19 protein-coding genes are annotated in these 18,535 nt (G+C 39.1%); all 19 read right to left on the bottom strand.

The annotated features are described in order from the left end of the window. Positions 1 to 54 precede the first annotated feature (54 nt). The 19 genes from flgG to topA all read right to left on the bottom strand — a co-directional run bounded on the left by flgG (position 55) and on the right by topA (position 18,472). Positions 55 to 1,023 (bottom strand): flagellar basal body rod protein FlgG, encoded by a 969-nt coding sequence (flgG, locus tag AC6CH1_RS02675; protein WP_498316242.1) that lies wholly within the window; start codon positions 1,021 to 1,023, stop codon positions 55 to 57. Positions 1,024 to 1,120: 97 nt separating this feature from the next. Continuing rightward, complete coding sequence (locus tag AC6CH1_RS02670; RefSeq protein ID WP_498316241.1) at positions 1,121 to 1,495, bottom strand: TIGR02530 family flagellar biosynthesis protein; 375 nt, start codon at positions 1,493 to 1,495, stop codon at positions 1,121 to 1,123. Between the two features lie 12 nt (positions 1,496 to 1,507). Continuing rightward, positions 1,508 to 2,203: a flagellar hook assembly protein FlgD gene (flgD, locus tag AC6CH1_RS02665; protein ID WP_251689329.1), complete on the bottom strand. Its 696-nt coding sequence runs from the start codon at positions 2,201 to 2,203 to the stop codon at positions 1,508 to 1,510. Beyond that, positions 2,204 to 3,436 carry a flagellar hook-length control protein FliK gene (locus tag AC6CH1_RS02660; protein ID WP_498316240.1) on the bottom strand — a complete coding sequence of 411 codons (1,233 nt, stop codon included), beginning with the start codon at positions 3,434 to 3,436 and terminating at the stop codon, positions 2,204 to 2,206. Between the two features lie 26 nt (positions 3,437 to 3,462). Then, the gene (locus AC6CH1_RS02655; RefSeq protein WP_498316239.1) at positions 3,463 to 4,077 is read right to left on the bottom strand and encodes a MotE family protein; all 615 of its coding nucleotides are present in this window, start codon (positions 4,075 to 4,077) and stop codon (positions 3,463 to 3,465) included. Positions 4,078 to 4,081: 4 nt separating this feature from the next. After that, positions 4,082 to 4,528 (bottom strand): flagellar export protein FliJ, encoded by a 447-nt coding sequence (fliJ, locus tag AC6CH1_RS02650; protein WP_498316238.1) that lies wholly within the window; start codon positions 4,526 to 4,528, stop codon positions 4,082 to 4,084. A gap of 2 nt (positions 4,529 to 4,530) precedes the next feature. After that, on the bottom strand, positions 4,531 to 5,856 hold the full coding sequence (gene fliI / locus AC6CH1_RS02645) for a flagellar protein export ATPase FliI (protein WP_498316237.1): 1,326 nt from the start codon (positions 5,854 to 5,856) through the stop codon (positions 4,531 to 4,533). Positions 5,857 to 5,861: 5 nt separating this feature from the next. Then, positions 5,862 to 6,659, bottom strand: coding sequence for a flagellar assembly protein FliH (gene fliH / locus AC6CH1_RS02640; protein WP_498316236.1), 798 nt, complete (start codon positions 6,657 to 6,659; stop codon positions 5,862 to 5,864). Next, positions 6,652 to 7,665, bottom strand: a complete 1,014-nt coding sequence (fliG, locus tag AC6CH1_RS02635) for a flagellar motor switch protein FliG (RefSeq protein ID WP_065216424.1) — start codon at positions 7,663 to 7,665, stop codon at positions 6,652 to 6,654. Before fliG ends, fliH begins: the two co-directional genes overlap by 8 nt. A gap of 14 nt (positions 7,666 to 7,679) precedes the next feature. Next, positions 7,680 to 9,275, bottom strand: a complete 1,596-nt coding sequence (gene fliF, locus AC6CH1_RS02630) for a flagellar basal-body MS-ring/collar protein FliF (protein ID WP_251689340.1) — start codon at positions 9,273 to 9,275, stop codon at positions 7,680 to 7,682. A 57-nt stretch (positions 9,276 to 9,332) separates the two neighbouring features. Further along, the gene (gene fliE / locus AC6CH1_RS02625; RefSeq protein WP_498316235.1) at positions 9,333 to 9,641 is read right to left on the bottom strand and encodes a flagellar hook-basal body complex protein FliE; all 309 of its coding nucleotides are present in this window, start codon (positions 9,639 to 9,641) and stop codon (positions 9,333 to 9,335) included. Between the two features lie 7 nt (positions 9,642 to 9,648). After that, positions 9,649 to 10,113: a flagellar basal body rod protein FlgC gene (gene flgC / locus AC6CH1_RS02620; RefSeq protein ID WP_251689342.1), complete on the bottom strand. Its 465-nt coding sequence runs from the start codon at positions 10,111 to 10,113 to the stop codon at positions 9,649 to 9,651. Between the two features lie 2 nt (positions 10,114 to 10,115). After that, a complete protein-coding gene (gene flgB / locus AC6CH1_RS02615) occupies positions 10,116 to 10,508 on the bottom strand; it encodes a flagellar basal body rod protein FlgB (RefSeq protein ID WP_427710956.1) in 393 nt (130 codons plus the stop codon). 562 nt (positions 10,509 to 11,070) lie between these two features. Beyond that, on the bottom strand, positions 11,071 to 11,850 hold the full coding sequence (codY, locus tag AC6CH1_RS02610; protein WP_251689346.1) for a GTP-sensing pleiotropic transcriptional regulator CodY: 780 nt from the start codon (positions 11,848 to 11,850) through the stop codon (positions 11,071 to 11,073). Between the two features lie 83 nt (positions 11,851 to 11,933). After that, complete coding sequence (gene hslU / locus AC6CH1_RS02605; protein WP_251689348.1) at positions 11,934 to 13,325, bottom strand: ATP-dependent protease ATPase subunit HslU; 1,392 nt, start codon at positions 13,323 to 13,325, stop codon at positions 11,934 to 11,936. After that, a complete protein-coding gene (gene hslV, locus AC6CH1_RS02600; protein ID WP_079525191.1) occupies positions 13,325 to 13,867 on the bottom strand; it encodes an ATP-dependent protease subunit HslV in 543 nt (180 codons plus the stop codon). Before hslV ends, hslU begins: the two co-directional genes overlap by 1 nt. A gap of 18 nt (positions 13,868 to 13,885) precedes the next feature. Further along, positions 13,886 to 14,785 (bottom strand): tyrosine recombinase XerC, encoded by a 900-nt coding sequence (gene xerC / locus AC6CH1_RS02595; protein ID WP_251689352.1) that lies wholly within the window; start codon positions 14,783 to 14,785, stop codon positions 13,886 to 13,888. A gap of 270 nt (positions 14,786 to 15,055) precedes the next feature. Then, complete coding sequence (gene trmFO, locus AC6CH1_RS02590; protein ID WP_251689354.1) at positions 15,056 to 16,369, bottom strand: FADH(2)-oxidizing methylenetetrahydrofolate--tRNA-(uracil(54)-C(5))-methyltransferase TrmFO; 1,314 nt, start codon at positions 16,367 to 16,369, stop codon at positions 15,056 to 15,058. 18 nt (positions 16,370 to 16,387) lie between these two features. Beyond that, positions 16,388 to 18,472, bottom strand: a complete 2,085-nt coding sequence (gene topA / locus AC6CH1_RS02585) for a type I DNA topoisomerase (protein ID WP_251689356.1) — start codon at positions 18,470 to 18,472, stop codon at positions 16,388 to 16,390. Between the last annotated feature and the right edge of the window lie 63 nt (positions 18,473 to 18,535).

Here is an 18,535-nt window from a genome sequence, read left to right as displayed (position 1 = left end):
CCGGACCTGCACTTGAGAGCCGGCCCGGCCCCCCTCTTCTATAATAAATTTAAACTATCGTTTTAAGTTAACAAGCTCTTGTAAAATTTCATCTGACGTTGTAATAATACGAGAGTTCGCCTGGAACCCGCGCTGCGCAACAATCATCTCCGTGAATTCTTCCGAAAGATCTACGTTGGACATTTCCATGAAGCCTGAGTTGATTGAACCGATACCAGCTACTGTACCTACTTGAACATAACGATCCCCCGAGTTGGCTGTATCACGGAAATAGTTTGAACCTGTTTTTTCTAAACCAGACGCATTAGCAAATTTCGACATTAGTAATTGCCCTGCATACATTAAGTCTCCTTTATAGTCGACATAACTTACAGAACCATCTTGACCAATGCTCATACTTTGAGCTGTTGTAGGAATACGGATAGTACCTAACTCACCATTATCAGGCGTAATTACACCTTCCAAATCTAAATTAGCTCCGTCATCTCCAGATACATTATAGCGGTCATCAAAAAGGACACCCTCGTCTCCATTCGCATCAACAGAATAATTATCTGCTCGAACACCGACTAAATATTTTCCATCTCCATTTACCAAATAACCATTGCGATCCATGTAGAAATTGCCGGCACGCGTGTATAGAACATTAGAAAATGCTTCCTCGCCCACTTCTTGAATAATACCATCAGCATCTGGTGCCGTACCATCAGCAACCATAAAGAATCCATCACCTGAAATTGCTAAATCCAAAGTACGACCAGTCGTTTGCATAGACCCTGCATTGTGAATAGTATCGATAGCAGCAAGTTGCGATCCTAATCCAACCTGAATCGTATTTACACCACCGCGAGTTGCTGAAGGTGCAGATGCTCCTGCCTGTGTTTGTGAAATTAAATCTTTAAAAATAGTACGTTCTTTCTTGTAGCCGTACGTATTAACATTTGAAATATTATTCCCAATCACGTCTAATTTTGTCTGAAAGTTTTTTAAACCTGAAATCCCTGAATACATTGAACGTAACATGAAATGTCGTTCTCCCTTCGTTTTTCAAATCTGTTTTTTAGTTCAGTCGTATCGATCATTCAACGACTGTAGGCTTCCTTACTTCTGAAGGTCCGGCCTATATAAGAATTGTTCCATCAATATTGGTAAATAGTTGCTGTTTTGCTTCATTACGATCCAACGCCGTAATAACCGTCGCATTTTTTGCACTTACAATTAAGGCTGCCTGATCTAACAGGACTAACGGCTGCTTCACACCTTTATTTTTTGCCTCAAATACTTTTTTGGAGATTTGCTGCCATTCACGATCTGTTATAGAAATATTTCGTTCATTCAACCGTTCTGAAGCATGCTTGCTTATTTTTAATTCATCACCGGTCGCCTGTTTTAAATGGTCCATAAAGGACTGCTTTGAAACTTGCTCAGTACTTTGCTTTACCATCGGCTTTATCGGTGGATGGTAAGGGATATGTTGAATATTGACTCTGTTCATCAGCCCCACCTCTTATTCTGTTACATTTTCATTTTGGGTTGTTTGAGAACTCACTGTAAATTGGTCTTTCGTTAAACGAGAACCATCATTTAAAATGTATTCGATATTCACATTATTTGTTTTAATCGCTTCAATAATTGCCTCAACGACTTGGTCACCATTTGTATATTGAACCGTCTGTCCGATCAGCTGGCTCGCTTCTGCTAATGGATTTCCTGCTGGAACTGTCGGCTCTGTTGCACTCGTACTACCAAGAATCGATGAAATATTGCCTGGTTTAATTTCCTTGCCGTCAGCCAGTACAAACACGGCCTCACCATCAACAAATTTTAATTCCTTAATAGCGCCTGTTCCTTCGTTGTAGATCGGCTTGTTGTCCGCGTCCACTTTGTCTGTAATTTCATGCCATTTCACTTCTTTGCCGACAAATGTTGAATAGTTCATTAACTGTGATTGGTTCTGTGATTCAAGTAAATTTTCCATCGCCTTTGTCATATTTTGCATTTGCTCAAGTGAAGAAAATTGTGCCATTTGTGAAATGAATTCCTTATCATCCATCGGGCTTGTCGGATCCTGGTTTTGCAATTGGGTAATTAATATTTTTAAAAACGCATCTTTTCCAAGCGCCCCGTTATCTTGTTTATCTGTTACTTTGAAATTCGCATTATTCGCCTGTAAAAAATAATCATTTGAAATTGTGTTTGCCACTTACTCTACCTCCTCACTTAATAGATCTTTAAACGATAGATTTTCTTCTTCTAGCGTATCTTCGTTATTGTCCTGTTTTTCTTCTCCATCTTTTTGACGGAAGAAGTTATTAAAGAAATTTTGATCACGCGCATTTCGATCTGCATCCTGTAAAGACTGTGCAACATCGATTCGTTCCATTTGAATATTTTGAGAGACGAAACCGGCTTTTAACTGGTTAATGTTATTTTCCAGTAACTCTTTCCCCATTGCTGTCGTTGCCAATAATCGGGCAGTCATTACCCCATCTTTTTGAACTAATTCAATTCGTATTTGACCGAGGTTTTCCGGAAACAGTTTCAGGAATAATTTCATATTACCTGGCTGTCCTGAAAGCTGGCTGCGATTGATCAAGTTTTGAATTTCTTTTATTAATGCATCCGACTGTGCCGGCTTTTCAGCGGGTAATGTAACAGTCACTGTTTTTGTATGTGTCACTTGCTGCTGTAAATGACCTGCTGTTTGTGTATCCGTTTCAACTTTAACGGTCGTCTGTTGACCTTGCTGTATTACTTGTTGGAAAGTCGTAGTTTTTGAAGTACTCTGCTCTGTTCCTGCTAATTTCTGAGCTTCATTTGCCAATGTCAGCAATGCATCTTTTAAACTGGCTAATTGAACTTCCTGTTGATAGACCGTATCAACTTTACTTCCGGCTAGTTGAGCTAACTTTAACAGCTGGACAATTTGCTGCAATTCTTTTGGTTGCACATTGTTTTGCTCAGGCTTCTGTACAGCTGCCATTACTTCATTTAAAATATGCGGTGCCTGCTCTATTAGAGACCAAACATCCGTAATTTCCTGCTTTGTGTCCCCTAATAACTGTTCAATAATTTGACTCAACTCTTCTTTTGTCATGCCTAAAAGTTCCGTCAAGTTATCTAAAGTCATTAGTTCGTCTAGCGCAACCGGTGTACTTTCTTCACCTACTAGTGCAAATAGCCCCGACTCATCCATTTTCACACCTAATTGTTCGAGTAAACTTTCGAGTGAGTCCTCTTCTAAAATTTCAGAAATACTTTCAGCAAGCGGAGGTTCTGATAATTCTGCTTGCTTAGCAGTTGGAGCAGACGACTTGGAAATCATCGAATTGTACACACTTCCAAATACTTTTGAATCTGGCTTTGGCGTTTTTACTGTGTTTGGCTGGAAATCTTGCTTCGGCATTTTTACTGTTTGTAACATTGCTATATTCATTTACTACACCTCCCTCCATTCAAGGACTATTGCTGTGATAAAAGCTCTGTATAGCGGGCAGCATCTGCCGGCGCCATTTTTGCGAAAATAGCTGATAATGTATCGGGTTTCATCTCCGACATAATACGTACGCTTTCCGTGTCACTCATTTCAACTAATATAGGTGCTGCTTTTCTTGCAGACATTTTTTCGAAAGTAGACAGAATTTCTTTGAACTCTTTTTTCGTCTCTTCCTGATTGCGCTGCAATTTTTCAATTTCAAACAGCAATCGTTCCTGCTCAATTAAAAGCTCTTCCTTTTCAGTCGCTGATGCGTCAATTTGTGATTGCAGCTGGGAAATTTGCGCTTCCTTTTCCTGAATTTCCGCTTGCAGCTCCACTACCTTTTGTTCATTTAATGAGCTATTTTCTACTACTTCCTCTTTTTCATCCGAGCTGATAAACGGGATTTTTCCAATTGCCTCATCCGCCATTTTAAACACGTTATATTCCGTCATAGATGTAATAATCAATAAAATTGCGATAAGAAACATGAACGGGATTAAAAATAGGTAGAAAAACTTTTTGAAAAAACCTGGAGATTGGCTTTCCAATTCCATTTCTTCCACTTGTTCCATCGTATTTTTTATTTTTTTTGCCACGGAATCACCTGATTTCCTTCTTGTAATACGCAATTGTTGAAAGCTCATCCAGCTGTATTGCTTCTATATGAAGTTGATCTTCTATGAATCTTTCATAATCTCTTTCACGCATTTTTTCATATTTACGTACTTCCAAACTTTTTTCCAATAACTTTTGCTCATGCCAATTCATTTTTGCACGCGCCTGCATTACTTTTTGCTGTGCATCCTCAATTGTTTTTTCCATACTATCGATAAATTTCGAATAATGGTTGATTTCATCGATGGAAGACCCAATTTTTAACCGTTCCTGCTGATACTCGATTAAATCTTCTTTTTTCTTTAACAGGTCATACAGCTTTGTAGCAATTTCCTCAAACACTTGCACCGATTCTTTAAAAGCCAGTTCCGATTCCGTTTTTTCCTGATCTTTAACAACAAGAATTTTTTCAAAACGATAATTGTATTTCATAATTAACGGGCACCACCATTCGATAAAGCGATAATTTCATTGACAGTTTGTTCGATCGAAATTTTATCTTTATATCCTTGCTTTAAAAATTCTGTAATGAGCGGCTCATACATAATCGCCTCATCAATTTCCTTCGATGTCCCGCGTTTATATGCCCCGATATTGATCAGGTCCTCTGATTTTGAATAGCTGTAGTATAATTCCCGCAAACGGCTTGCTGCACGAACATGATCAGGCTGTGCAATATGGTTCATCAAACGACTTACGCTTTTTAATACATTAATTGCCGGATACTGTCCTTTGTTGGCTAGATTCCGGTCCAGTACAATATGCCCGTCCAAAATCCCCCGTACCGCATCTGCAATTGGTTCGTTCATATCGTCACCGTCTACAAGCACTGTATAAAATGCGGTAATGGTCCCATTTATATTCGTACCTGACCGTTCTAACAATGTTGGTAATATTGCAAAAACGGATGGTGTGTAACCTCTTGTCGCAGGCGGTTCACCGATTGCCAGTCCAATTTCACGCTGTGCCATCGCAACTCGGGTTACGGAATCCATCATTAACATAACGTTCTTCCCGCGGTCCCTGAAATATTCTGCAATGGCTGTTGCGGTAAATGCCGCTTTAATTCGCATTAATGCAGGCTGATCACTAGTAGCCGCTACGACAACCGACCGTTGTAAACCTTCCGGACCTAAATCCCGTTCGATAAACTCCCTTACTTCACGTCCCCGTTCCCCTACAAGAGCAATAACATTAATATCCGCTTCCGTGTTTCGGGCAATCATACCAAGCAATGTACTTTTACCGACGCCCGATCCTGCAAATATACCGACACGCTGACCACTGCCAACTGTAAGCATTCCGTCAATCGCCTTTACTCCGACCTCTAACTGTTCGTTAATGGGCGGGCGATTTAAAGGATTTGGCGGCTCTTTTTCCGTTGGGACTGTCGTTAATCCTTTTGGCAATGGTTGCCCATCAAACGGGTTGCCCATTGCGTCAAGTACTTTCCCAATCAGTTCAGGGCCAACTTTCACTTCCAGCGGTGAACCTGTCCCCTCTACAAGACAGCCGATCGAAATTTCCTTCAACGAAGAGTATGGCATTAAAATCACGATTTCATCTTTAAACCCTACGACTTCTGCCAGCATAACTTGCGGACCGTTTTTCGATGTTTGGATATGGATTTTACATACGTCCCCGATGGAACTTTCAGGACCTTGGGACTCAATCATCAAGCCGACAACTCTCGTCACTCTACCATACTTTTTAAATGTATTAAGATTAGGAATTTGTTCAACTAATTGAGCCATTTTCATCCTTATCATTCCTTACTTTCGATTAGTTCGTATAACTGTCTGCGGAGCTCCTGCAATTGTTCGTCAATTGAAACAACGATGCGGCCATGATTTGTCTCGATATAACTTTCCGAATCTAGTAAATCTTCATTGACAAATACCATAAATGGAACATTTACCGGGAACATTTCCGCTAATTCTTTTAACTGTTCTGTCACAATCGGATGATATTTCGGTGAAACATATAACTTAATTTCTTTCATTTCCCGTGCTTCTTTTAAACCCCGTCGTACAATGGAGACAAATATTTCATCGTCACGGTCAAGTGTTGTATGAATGATGCGTTCTGCAGCTGTTAATGCAAGATCCAAAAGGACTGCCTCCTGGGACTCAATATAAGATGCTGCATTTTTCTCCGCATTTGACATCGTCTCATTTGCCGCTTGTAATGACTGCTGCATCGCTGCATTTGCCTTTTGTACGCCATCCTCATACCCTTGTGCAAAACCACCGTCATAAGCTTCCTGTTGAAGAATAATTTTTTCTTCTTCCCATGATTGCTTTAACGCTTCAATTGCCGCAAGCTGCTCTGTTCGATATTGCTCGAATTGGGCTTTTTGCTGTTCGATTTCATAATTTGCCTGTTCCCGCATTTGCTGACGTTCAGCTTCAATATATATTGATTTTTGTTGTGACAATTCCTCTGTACGTTCATCGTCCGTTTTCCCATAATGAATCGGCTCGAAGAAATTTTGAAGTTTAATTTCTACAATTGATGACTCTTCGGGTTGCTGTGCATTTGTTGAACGGATGATTTTAGACAATTACATCATCTCCTCCGCCACGTGCGATAATAATTTCACCTGCATCTTCTAAACGTCGGATAACTGCTACAATTCGAGACTGTGCTTCTTCTACATCACGTAAGCGCACAGGACCCATAATATCCATTTCTTCTCGGAATGTATCCGCCATACGTTGTGACATATTGCGGAAAATAATTTCTTTTACCTCTTCTGAAGAGACTTTCATCGATAATAATAAGTCTTCGTTTTCACAGTCACGAATAACACGCTGGATTGAACGATTATCGAGTGTAACGATATCTTCAAACACAAACATGCGCTTTTTAATTTCTTCGGCAAGTTCAGGATCTTGAATTTCAAGTGCATCCAGAATCGTTTTCTCAGTTTGTCGGTCCACACCATTCAATACTTCCACGACCGCATCTACACCGCCTGTTTCTGTGTAATCCTGTGTCACAGTAGATGATAGTTTTCGCTCTAATACGGACTCAATTTCGCTAATGACTTCCGGAGACGTCGATTCCATAATTGCAATACGCTTCGCAATATCCGCTTGTACTTCCTGTGGTAACGAAGATAGAATAACCCCTGCTTGCCCTGGTTCTAAATAAGATAGAATAAGAGCAATTGTTTGAGGATGTTCATTTTGGATAAAGTTGAAAATTTGTGCCGGATCTGCTTTTCTAGCAAAATCAAATGGTCTTACTTGTAAGGAAGAGGTTAAACGATTTAATATCGCCTGTGCCTGTTCAGCACCTAATGCTTTTTCCAGTACCGTCTTCGCATAACCTATACCGCCTTGCGTAATATAGTCCTGCGCGAGTGCAATCTGATGAAATTCTTCTATAATTTCTTCTTTGACTGTCGATTCCACCCTTTTCACACTCGAAATTTCCAGTGTCAGACGTTCAATTTCCTCTTCACTTAAATGCTTATATACAGAAGCCGAAACTTCCGGTCCTAGAGAAATTAACAGTAAAGCAGCCTTTTGCTTTCCTGATAGATCTTTATCTTTCTTGGACACAGCGGAACCTCCTATTAGTCTTCAGCAATCCAGCTACGCAATAATTTCGCAAAATCTTCCGGCTTATCTTTGGCCATTTTTTCTAATTGCTTACGGCGTACAGTCGCTTCAGTTTCTTTTTCTTCGGAAATATCTTCTATTTCAATTAACTGCTGTTGCTGTTCTAAAATTTCCAGCTCTTCTTCATCTTGCTTACGTCGGCGTGCACGAAGAACATTAATGACAAGTAATATAATTGCAACAACTAATATACCGCCAATTACCCATACCCACCAAGGAATTACCGATTGCGGCTGATCTTCCGCTGTATCATTTCCTTGGAATTGCTGTACAGACACGACAATACGATTTGCAATATCTTCGTCTGTCAGGTTACCGGCAGCTTCTTGATCAATCGATGTACGGACAATTGTCGATAAAATTTGTTCAATATCGGTACGAACACCTTGATCGAACCCTTCTTCTGCATTTGGAGGATCTACCATTACTTGAATACCTAAATTACGAATTTTGTAAGGACTTTCCTGGATTTCACGGCGGATACGGTTAACATCATTGTTAATCGTCTCTTCTACTCGTTCATAATCGCCATCACCGTTTGTTCCTTCTACATAATCTACAAAGTTATCAGTTACACTTCCGGCTTCAGTAGTACCTTCTGCAGCTCCTGCAGCACCGCCTGTGTATGTTTCTGTAATACGTTGGGCACTTATTTCAATACCCTCCATATTTTCCTCATCAACAGGTCGGATTAAATTTTCTTCGCGATTTTCTTTTTTAAAGTCAATATCAGCCGATACATTTACTACGACTTTATCCTGACCGATTAACGTACCTAGCATTTGCTGCACTTGGCGCTGCAAATCACGCTCAATCGTTTTCTTCACTTCCATTTGTCCAGTAACTGAATCGATTCCGCCGCCACCGCTTTCCGCTGAAGCGAGATCATAATACTCAGAATACTGATTCATGATCGTGATATTTTCTTTAGGTAAATTCGGAATACTCATCGATACTAAATTAAATAATCCTTTAATTTGATCGTCCGAGAATTTGTGTCCAGGTGCTGTATCCAACACAATTGCAGCCTGTGCTTCACCTTTGGCATCTTTAAGAAAGACACCTTCTTCAGGTAAAGTAATCATGACACTCGCATCTTTGACTCCTTCAAACTTACGAACTAAATTCGCCAGATCCGTTTCGATCGTCGCTTGCTTAATTACGTTAAATTCATTGTCGGTCATCCCAAAGCCTGCGTTAGAAGTAAAAAAAGACGTGTCAATTTCCCCAGAATCAGGATAACCCTGGGCTGCTAATGACACTTGTAAGTCCTGTACTTGATTTTCCGGCACTAATATTACTGTCCCGCCGTTTGCAACTTCGTATTTTACACCTTGGGAAGTAAGCACTTCCGTAATTCTCCCAACTTCAGCTTGTGACATTTCCGGAAATAACGGAGCCATTGTCGTACGCGTTGAGAAATACGTAATTACCGCTGCAATTGCAATGACAGCAGCAAACGCACCGATTAATGCACCTTTTTGGTTTTTAGTGCGACTTTTCCAGAAACCGGTTGAGTCGCTTTTAATTTTTGTAAGTCGTTCATTCATTATGAATCCTCCGCTTAAAGTGAATGCCCAACAATTATTCAGTCGTTTTTCAAATCATTACACACTCATACGCATAATTTCTTGATAAGCTTCCACAGCTTTATTACGAACTTCAATTGTTGTGTTTAAAGTAACACTTGCTTTTTGAGCAGCAATCATCACTTCAAATAAATCAACATCTCCACCGTTAATTAATTTTTGTGTCATTGTATCTGATGTTTTTTGATGTTCATTGACACTTGCAATCGCTTCTTTTAATGTGTCTGCAAATTGCTGTTGTGCATTTGCAGGAGTCAGTTGATTCTGAACATTTACTTCATTCACTGATTGTGCAGGGGACATGAATGTTACTGGATTAATCGCCATTTAAATATCATCCTTTCCCGATTTCTAATGCTTTTGTTAACATGTTCTTGTTTGCATTAAAAGCAGTAATATTCGCTTCATAAGAGCGGCTTGCTGAAATGAGATCAACCATTTCCTTTAATACGTCAACATTCGACATTTGAACATATCCTTCTGCATTCGCATCGGGATGTGATGGATCATAAACTAATTTAAAAGGGGTTTCTGTATCTTCTTTAATAGAACTTACTTTAACACCGTTACCAACACCGTCTTTTTCCGATTTTCCAATCGCCATATTTAAAAAGTTGGAAAATTGACCTTGCTGCTCTTTTAATGTGACAGATTTTTTTCGGTATGGCTCCCATTCACCATTTACCTGCTTCGCTCGCGTTGTATCGACATTAGCAATGTTAGAGGAAATTACATCCATTCGTAATCGCTGTGACGTTAATGCAGAAGCTGTCGTATTCATGCTATGAAAAATGGACATTACTACCTTCCTCCTTTTACAACATTATTCAATGTTGAAAATTTACTGCTGACACGATCTATAAGCGCATTATAATAAATTGTATTTTCAGCCAGCTTTGCTTGTTCAGCATCCATATTTACAGCATTTCCATTTGCTCTGCTGCGGAAGTTTTCATTCGAATACACACCGCTGCTCCCAATATTAATTTCAAAATCATAATGCCTCGCATCTGTGCGATACGCAGGAATCGTTGCTTGCTTTGCATCATTTAATACGTCTTTGAAGCTAACTTCTTTAGTTTTATAATTCGGTGTATCAACATTCGCTATGTTTTGTGTAATTGCTTTATTTTTCAAAGTTGCATAGGAAAGTCCCTTTTCCAGGCTACTTATTGTCCCGCCAAATAAATCCAAAATTCTCACCTCATTCATATTTCGCTAAAATTTGCGCACAAAAACTTAATAATACAATTGTAATTAGATTAAACCTTAGTGTCTATCGACTTTTGACCCTTTCGAATAGTCAAAAAGGGCTATTTTTACTTGTAAAAATTAACAGTTATCAATATATTAGTCCAAATATTTTTCGACATTAAATTTCATAAGACTATTAAGACCTATATATATACTTTATCTAACAGAAATTTAATATATAAATCTTAACCTCAATATTTTTAGTTTACTGAAATACTATTTATTTCCTTAAACATCATACATTAAATCCCTTTGTATTAGTATTTATATAATTACATTTCATAATTTTGTAACAAATCGTTTGTCATACAAATTTTATCACCATTTAGGTATAAAAGATATTTATTTATTTTAGGCGACAACGACGATATACCTAATTATACAATTAATTAAAAAAAATTTCTCGTTTAGAGTATTTTTATTCGACAATTTTCTTCGTTTCCTTAAAAAAAATAAAAAAACAGCAAGGAGAAAAATCCTCCTTGCTGTGCATGAATATGATTTATTTCATTTTAATTTCTGCTAAAGCGTTCAGGAACTTATCGTTTAATACTTTAATATATGTTCCTTTCATACCTAATGAACGTGATTCAATTACACCAGCAGACTCCAGTTTACGTAATGCGTTTACGATAACCGAACGTGTAATACCAACACGGTCAGCAATTTTCGAAGCAACTAGTAAACCTTCGTTACCATCTAATTCTTCGAAGATATGCTCGATTGCTTCAAGCTCAGAATAAGATAATGAATTAATCGCCATTTGGACAACTGCTTTTGAACGTGCTTCTTCTTCAATTTCTTCTGATTTTTCACGTAAAATTTCCATACCTACTACTGTAGCACCGTATTCAGCTAAAATAAGATCATCATCTTCAAACTGATCACTAATACGCGCTAACATTAATGTACCTAAACGCTCACCGCCACCGATAATCGGTACAATAGTAGTTAAACCAGATGCAAATAGGTCTTTATTTTCCACTGGGAATGCAGTGTGCTCATTGTTAACATCTAAGTTTGAAGATGTTTCTGTAATATTGAATAAGTTTTGTGTATATTCTTCAGGGAATTGGCGCTCTTCGAACATTTTCTTAATACGCTCATTCTCGATTTGTTGGTGAATTGAAATGCCAAGCAATTTACCTTTACGGCTTACGATAAATACGTTACTTTCGATAATATCACCTAAAGTATTAGCCATCTCTTTAAAGTTAACTGGTTTACCAGCAGATGCTTGTAACATTGCATTGATTTTTCGTGTTTTTGTTAATAAATTCATTTCTGTTTCCTCCTACGGAACGTTTTAATTCACTTAATATTCTAAAGGTTTTTACAATTTAAAGATACTAATTCAACTTGTACTTAAAGAATAAATTGCGATAAATCTTTGTTTTTTACTATATTCGCCAATTTTTGATCGACATAGTTCGGTGTAATGTCGATATGTGCCGGCGCAATTTCCGATGCTTCATAGGAAAGCTCCTCAAGCAATCGTTCTAAAATTGTGTGCAGTCGGCGTGCACCGATGTTATCCGTCTCCTGATTTACTTCTGTTGCAATTTCCGCTATGCGTTCAATCGCTTCGTCCGTAAAGTTCAGCGTAACACCTTCTGTTTCAAGCAATGCTTTATATTGCAATATTAACGATTGATCTGGTTCTTTCAAAATACGAACAAAATCATCCTTCGTCAATTTTTCAAGTTCAACACGAATCGGGAATCGCCCTTGCAATTCAGGAATAAGATCGCTCGGTTTTGATATATGGAAAGCACCTGCTGCAATAAAGAGCATATAGTCAGTTTTAACAGTGCCGTATTTTGTCGTAACTGTGGATCCTTCCACAATCGGTAATATGTCACGCTGAACGCCTTCGCGGGAAACTTCTGCCGATGAAGAACCTTTGCTTGCAATTTTATCGATTTCATCAATAAAAATAATGCCGGCCTGCTCTGCCCGTTGAATTGCTTCACTAGACAACGCATCTGTATCGATCAGCTTATTTGCTTCTTCTTGCGTTAATAAACGACGCGCATCCTTTACTTGGACTTTGCGCTTTTTCGTCTTTTTCGGCATTAAATTAGAAAGCATATCTTGCATACCGTTTGCATTATCCATATTCATACCTGGCATTGCATCAAAAAGAGATGGAGTATTTTCGGTTACTTCTATTGTTACCCATTGCTCTTCTAATTTTCCGTCTTTTAAATCTTGGGCAATTTGCGCGCGTCGTGTACGAATTTCCGGTTCATCCTGGTTAGCAGTTTCTTCTTGAGACGACTCTTTTTGACCGAATAGCATTTCAAAAGGATTTTGCGTAAGCTTTTCTCTTACTTTTGAAGGTACAAGTAATTTAACAAGTACATCATTTGCATTGCGCTCTGCCTGATCCTTTACTCTTTCGAACATTTCGTCTTTCACAAGGCGACGAGAAGCTTCTACCAAATCGCGCACCATTGACTCGACATCACGCCCAACATAACCAACTTCCGTGAACTTTGTCGCTTCCACTTTAATAAACGGAGCATTTGTCAGTTTTGCAATTCTGCGTGCAATTTCTGTTTTACCTACACCAGTAGGTCCAATCATTAAAATATTTTTCGGAATTACTTCTGTTTTTAATTCTTCGCTTAATAAAGAGCGGCGGTACCGGTTACGCAGCGCAACTGCAACTGCACGTTTTGCTGTTTCCTGACCAACAATATGACGGTTTAATTGTTCCGTAATTTGTCTTGGTGTTAAATTGATCGAAGTCATTATAATACCTCCAAGATAATATTATGGTTTGTAAACACACAAATATCCGCAGCGGTCGTCAGCGCAGCCTCTGCAATTTCTTTTGCCGATAAATGATCGCCCGCATGTTTTTTTAATGCTCTGCCAGCTGATAATGCATAGTTCCCACCTGAACCAATTGCTAAAATGCCATCATCCGGCTCAATTACTTCACCTGTCCCTGAGACAAGAAGCAATGTTGATTTATCCATTACAAGCAGCATCGCTTCCAATTGACGGAGCATTTTATCCCCACGCCATTGCTTTGCTACTTCTACTGCAGCCCTTTGCAGGTTACCATTATATTCATTCAGTTTTGCCTCAAACATTTCGAATAATGTAAAAGCATCCGCAACAGAACCTGCGAAACCTGCCAGTACTTTCCCATTAAACAGACGTCTGACCTTACGTGCCGTATGCTTCATTACAACTGCATTTCCCAATGTTACTTGACCATCCCCGGCCATTGCACATTCACCGTTGTGGTGAATAGCGAAAATCGTTGTCGCATGAATTTGACCCATTCTTTATTTCCTCCTTAACTATGCTCGCGGATGACTATTCATATATGTCTTTCTTAAAGCTTCCTTCGTTACATGAGTATAAATTTGAGTTGAAGATAAATTAGCGTGCCCAAGTAGTTCCTGGACTGTACGCATATCTGCCCCATTATTCAATAAATGCGTAGCAAATGTGTGTCGCAACATATGTGGATAAATTTTCGTATGCATACTGGCATTTTCAATCATCTCACTTAATATATAACGCACACCACGGGTAGTAAGTTCGCCACCGCGCATATTGACAAAAACTTTCTGATGATTTTCCTTCTTCATTAATGTCGGACGTACTCGATCTATATAACGTATAAGTGCATCATGCGCATATTGACCGAACGGAATAATCCGCTCTTTTCGTCCTTTCCCCATTACGCGGACGATATTGTAATGAAAATCGATATCTGTCAGTTCAAGACTGACACACTCGCTTACACGCATTCCAGTCGCATAAAGAAGTTCCAACAGTGCCATATTACGAATTTGAATCGGCTCATCGCCTTCATTTTTCTCGAATAGTTCCTTCAATTCTTCTTCATAAAAAAAGCTCGGTAATCGCTCTTCCTTTTTCGGATGATAAAGTGAACGAAACGGAGCATCATCAATATTCTGTTCTCGATTTAAAAAACGGAAAAAAGAACGGATCGATGAGATTTTCCTGGAAATTGAAGTCCTTGCTTTTTGTTCATCATAAAGCTTTGTTACATATAGACGTGCATGGATATACTCAACTTCTGTAATTTTTTGTATACCTTCAGCATGCAAAAATGCAAAAAATTCTTCTAAATCAGAAGTATATTCGCGGACAGTATGTAGGGAAAAGTTTTTTTCTAGTTGCACGTAGCGAATAAATTGGTCAAGCTGACTTTGCAAGTTTTCATCCATCGTGTATACCCCCTGTTATTACAAAAGAGAAATGATGTTGTATGAATAAATATGTTTATTTTCCTACTAAAAAAACACACATATTGACACTATACCTATTGTGAATACTTTTCAAGTAAAATTTGCTGGAGTTATTCAACTTCTTTGTATTATTCGACAAATTTCGCAATATCATGTCAAGTAATACTTATTTTTATAGCCATTTATAACAATAATCACCGCAAAATTAAAAGCCCCTAAAGTATAACAGTCTTTAAGGGCTTTCCGCAATTAAATTGCCTGATTATTAATAAAATTCCGAATTGATTCTAATGCACGGTTAGCATGGCGTTCAGCACGCTCCGGCTTTGATTTGACGCGCTCGCCAAGTTCAGGGAAAATTCCGAAATTCACGTTCATCGGCTGGAAATTTTTCGCATCTGTATGTGTAATGTATCGAGCCATTGCACCTAATGCTGTTTCATGAGGGAAGTAAAGCAATTCTTGACCTAAAGCCATACGTGCTGCATTAATCCCAGCAATCAGACCACTTCCGGCTGATTCTACATAACCTTCAACACCTGTCATTTGACCTGCGAAGAAAAGGTTCGGACGTGCTTTCAACTGATATGTCTGTGTCAGCACTTTTGGTGAATTGATAAATGTATTACGGTGCATTACGCCGTAGCGTACAATTTCCAAGTTCTCTAAACCAGGAATCATCGAGAATACACGCTTTTGTTCTGGCCATTTTAAATGTGTTTGGAAACCTACTAAATTATAAAGTGTTCCCGCTGCATCATCTTGTCGTAACTGAACAACAGCATATGGACGTTTATCCGTTTTCGGATCTTCCAGACCAACCGGCTTCATCGGTCCAAATGTCATTGTCTTTTCGCCGCGTGCTGCCATTACTTCAATTGGCATACACCCTTCGAAATACTTTTCTTTTTCGAATTCTTTTAAAGGTGCACATTCCGCTGTTATAAGTGCTTCACGGAAAGCATTGAATTCTTCTTTTGTCATCGGACAGTTCAAGTATGCCGCTTCACCTTTGTCATAACGTGATTTCAAGTATACTTTATCCATATTGATTGAATCTTTTTCAATGATCGGCGCTGCCGCATCATAGAAGTACAAATAGTCTTCTCCTGTAAGGCCCTGAATTTGTTTTGCCAACGCTTCAGAAGTTAATGGACCTGTTGCGATTACTGTAATGCCTTCCGGAATTTCAGTTACCTCTTCATTGATTACCTCGATTAATGGGTGGTTTTTCACTTTTTCTGTTACGATACCAGCAAATTCATGACGGTCTACTGCTAAAGCACCGCCTGCAGGTACAGAGCTATTGTCTGCAGCTGCAATAATAACAGAGTCCAATTTACGCATTTCTTCTTTAATTACACCAACAGCATTTGTCAGTCCGTTTGCACGTAAAGAGTTTGAGCATACTAGCTCAGCGAATTTATCTGTATGATGTGCTGGTGTTTGCTTTACTGGGCGCATTTCATATAAACGTACGTTCACACCGCGCTTCGCAATTTGCCAAGCTGCTTCTGAACCGGCTAAACCTGCACCAATTACATTTACTACTTGTTGTGTCATTTTTGTTACCTCTTCATTTTATTGTGACGGTGTTTCTTCATAATCACATTCACTGTTTGTACACTGAATTTGAACACCTTTTTTCAATTTCTTCTCCACTAATAATGCACTACATTTCGGACAAGGTCTACTAATCGGCTTATCCCATGATACGAAGTCACATTCCGGATACTGATTGCATCCGTAAAAAATGCGCTTTGTTTTGGATTTACGCTCAACAATTTCACCTGTCTCACATGAAGGACATTTAACATCGATCGGTTTTACAATCGCTTTTGTGTTGCGGCAATCCGGGAAGTTTGAACAAGCCATAAATTTACCGTAACGTCCAAGCTTGAATACCATTGGCGCACCGCATTTTTCGCAGTCTTCTCCAGCTGGCTCATCTTTAATTTCGATTTTTTCCATTACTTCATCCGCATATTTCACCCGTGGTTCAAAGTCTTTGTAAAATTCATCGATGACATTTACCCATTGTGTAATGCCTTCTTCAATTTCATCAAGATTGTGCTCCATCTGTGCGGTAAATTCAATGTTGATGATTTCCGGGAAAAATTCCAATGTTGCCTGATGAACGATTTCTCCGAGTTCAGTCGGCACAAAGCGTTTCGCATCTAGCTGCACATAACCGCGCTTTTGGATAGTATCCAGTGTTGGGGCATATGTCGATGGACGGCCTATGCCTAACTCTTCCAATGTCTTTACTAGACGCGCTTCTGAATAGCGAGGAGGTGGCTGAGTGAAGTGCTGCTTCGGTTCGATTTCAAGCGACTTTACTTTATCTCCGATTTCCATTTCAGGTAAAAGCTTATTTGTTTCTTCTTCCTGATCGTCTGTGCCTTCAATATAAAGCTTCATAAACCCGGCAAATTTCACTTGAGAACCATTCGCACGGAATAATACATCATTGTTTTGCAAATCAACTGTCACGGTATCAAGTACAGCTGGTGCCATTTGACTTGCGATAAAGCGCTCCCAAATTAAACGATACAATCGCAGCTGGTCACGGCTTAAAATAGCTTTGAGCTCCTCTGGTGTACGCATTGCACTCGTTGGGCGAATCGCTTCATGGGCATCTTGTGCATTTGCCTTCGCTTTCGCCTGCTTTTGCTCTCCGGCAATGAAATCTTTGCCGTATTTTGTTTCGATATATGACTTAGCCTCTGTTTTTGCTGTATCAGAAATACGCGTTGAATCGGTACGCATATACGTAATTAATCCGACAGCACCCTCTTTTTTGCTTAGCTCAATACCTTCATAAAGCTGCTGTGCAAGCATCATTGTCTTCTTAGCGCGGAAGTTTAACTTACGTGCAGCTTCCTGTTGAAGTGAAGAAGTCGTGAAAGCCGGAGACGCATTGCGTTTCCGTTCTTTTTTTACAACATTCATCACTTCAAACTCTGAGCCTTTTACACCTTTTAAAATATCTTTTACTTGTTGTTCATTTGTTAATTTAATTTTTTCTTTGCCGTTTCCGTAATAAAAGGCATCGAATTGCTTTTTGTTTTTCTCGAAGCTTGCTTCGATCGACCAGTATTCTTCCGGCTCGAAGTTTTTAATTTCATTTTCACGGTCAATAATCAAACGCAATGAAACAGATTGTACACGTCCTGCCGACAAGCCCTTCTTAACCTTTTTCCAAAGGATCGGACTAATATTGTAGCCTACTAGACGGTCTAAAATACGACGTGCTTGCTGTGCATCGACTAAATCCATATTAATTGGACGCGGGTGCTTGAAGCTCTCTAAAATTGCTTCTTTCGTAATCTCGTTAAATACGACCCGGCAATCTGAATTAATATCAACGTTTAAAGCAGTGGCTAAATGCCAGGCAATTGCTTCCCCTTCACGGTCTGGATCGGCTGCGAGATAAATCTTTTTCACTTTTTTTGCCGCTGTTTTCAGTTCCTGAAGTACAGGACCTTTACCGCGAATCGTAATATATTTTGGATCATAGTTATTTTCGGTATCGATTCCCATTTGACTACGTGGTAAATCACGTACATGTCCAATCGAAGCTTTTACTTTGTATTTTTTTCCTAAATATCGTTCAATTGTTTTCGCCTTTGCAGGTGATTCAACAATTACTAAATAATCTGCCATCTGTTGTCCTCCTTATAGAGGTATAGTTATTTTTCTTATATTCACTCACATGAAGCTGTCCAT

This window comes from Solibacillus sp. GQ1 (assembly GCF_059758555.1).
The sequence above is the reverse complement of the archived record's forward strand: the minus strand, read 5'-3'. Positions and strand labels throughout refer to the sequence as shown.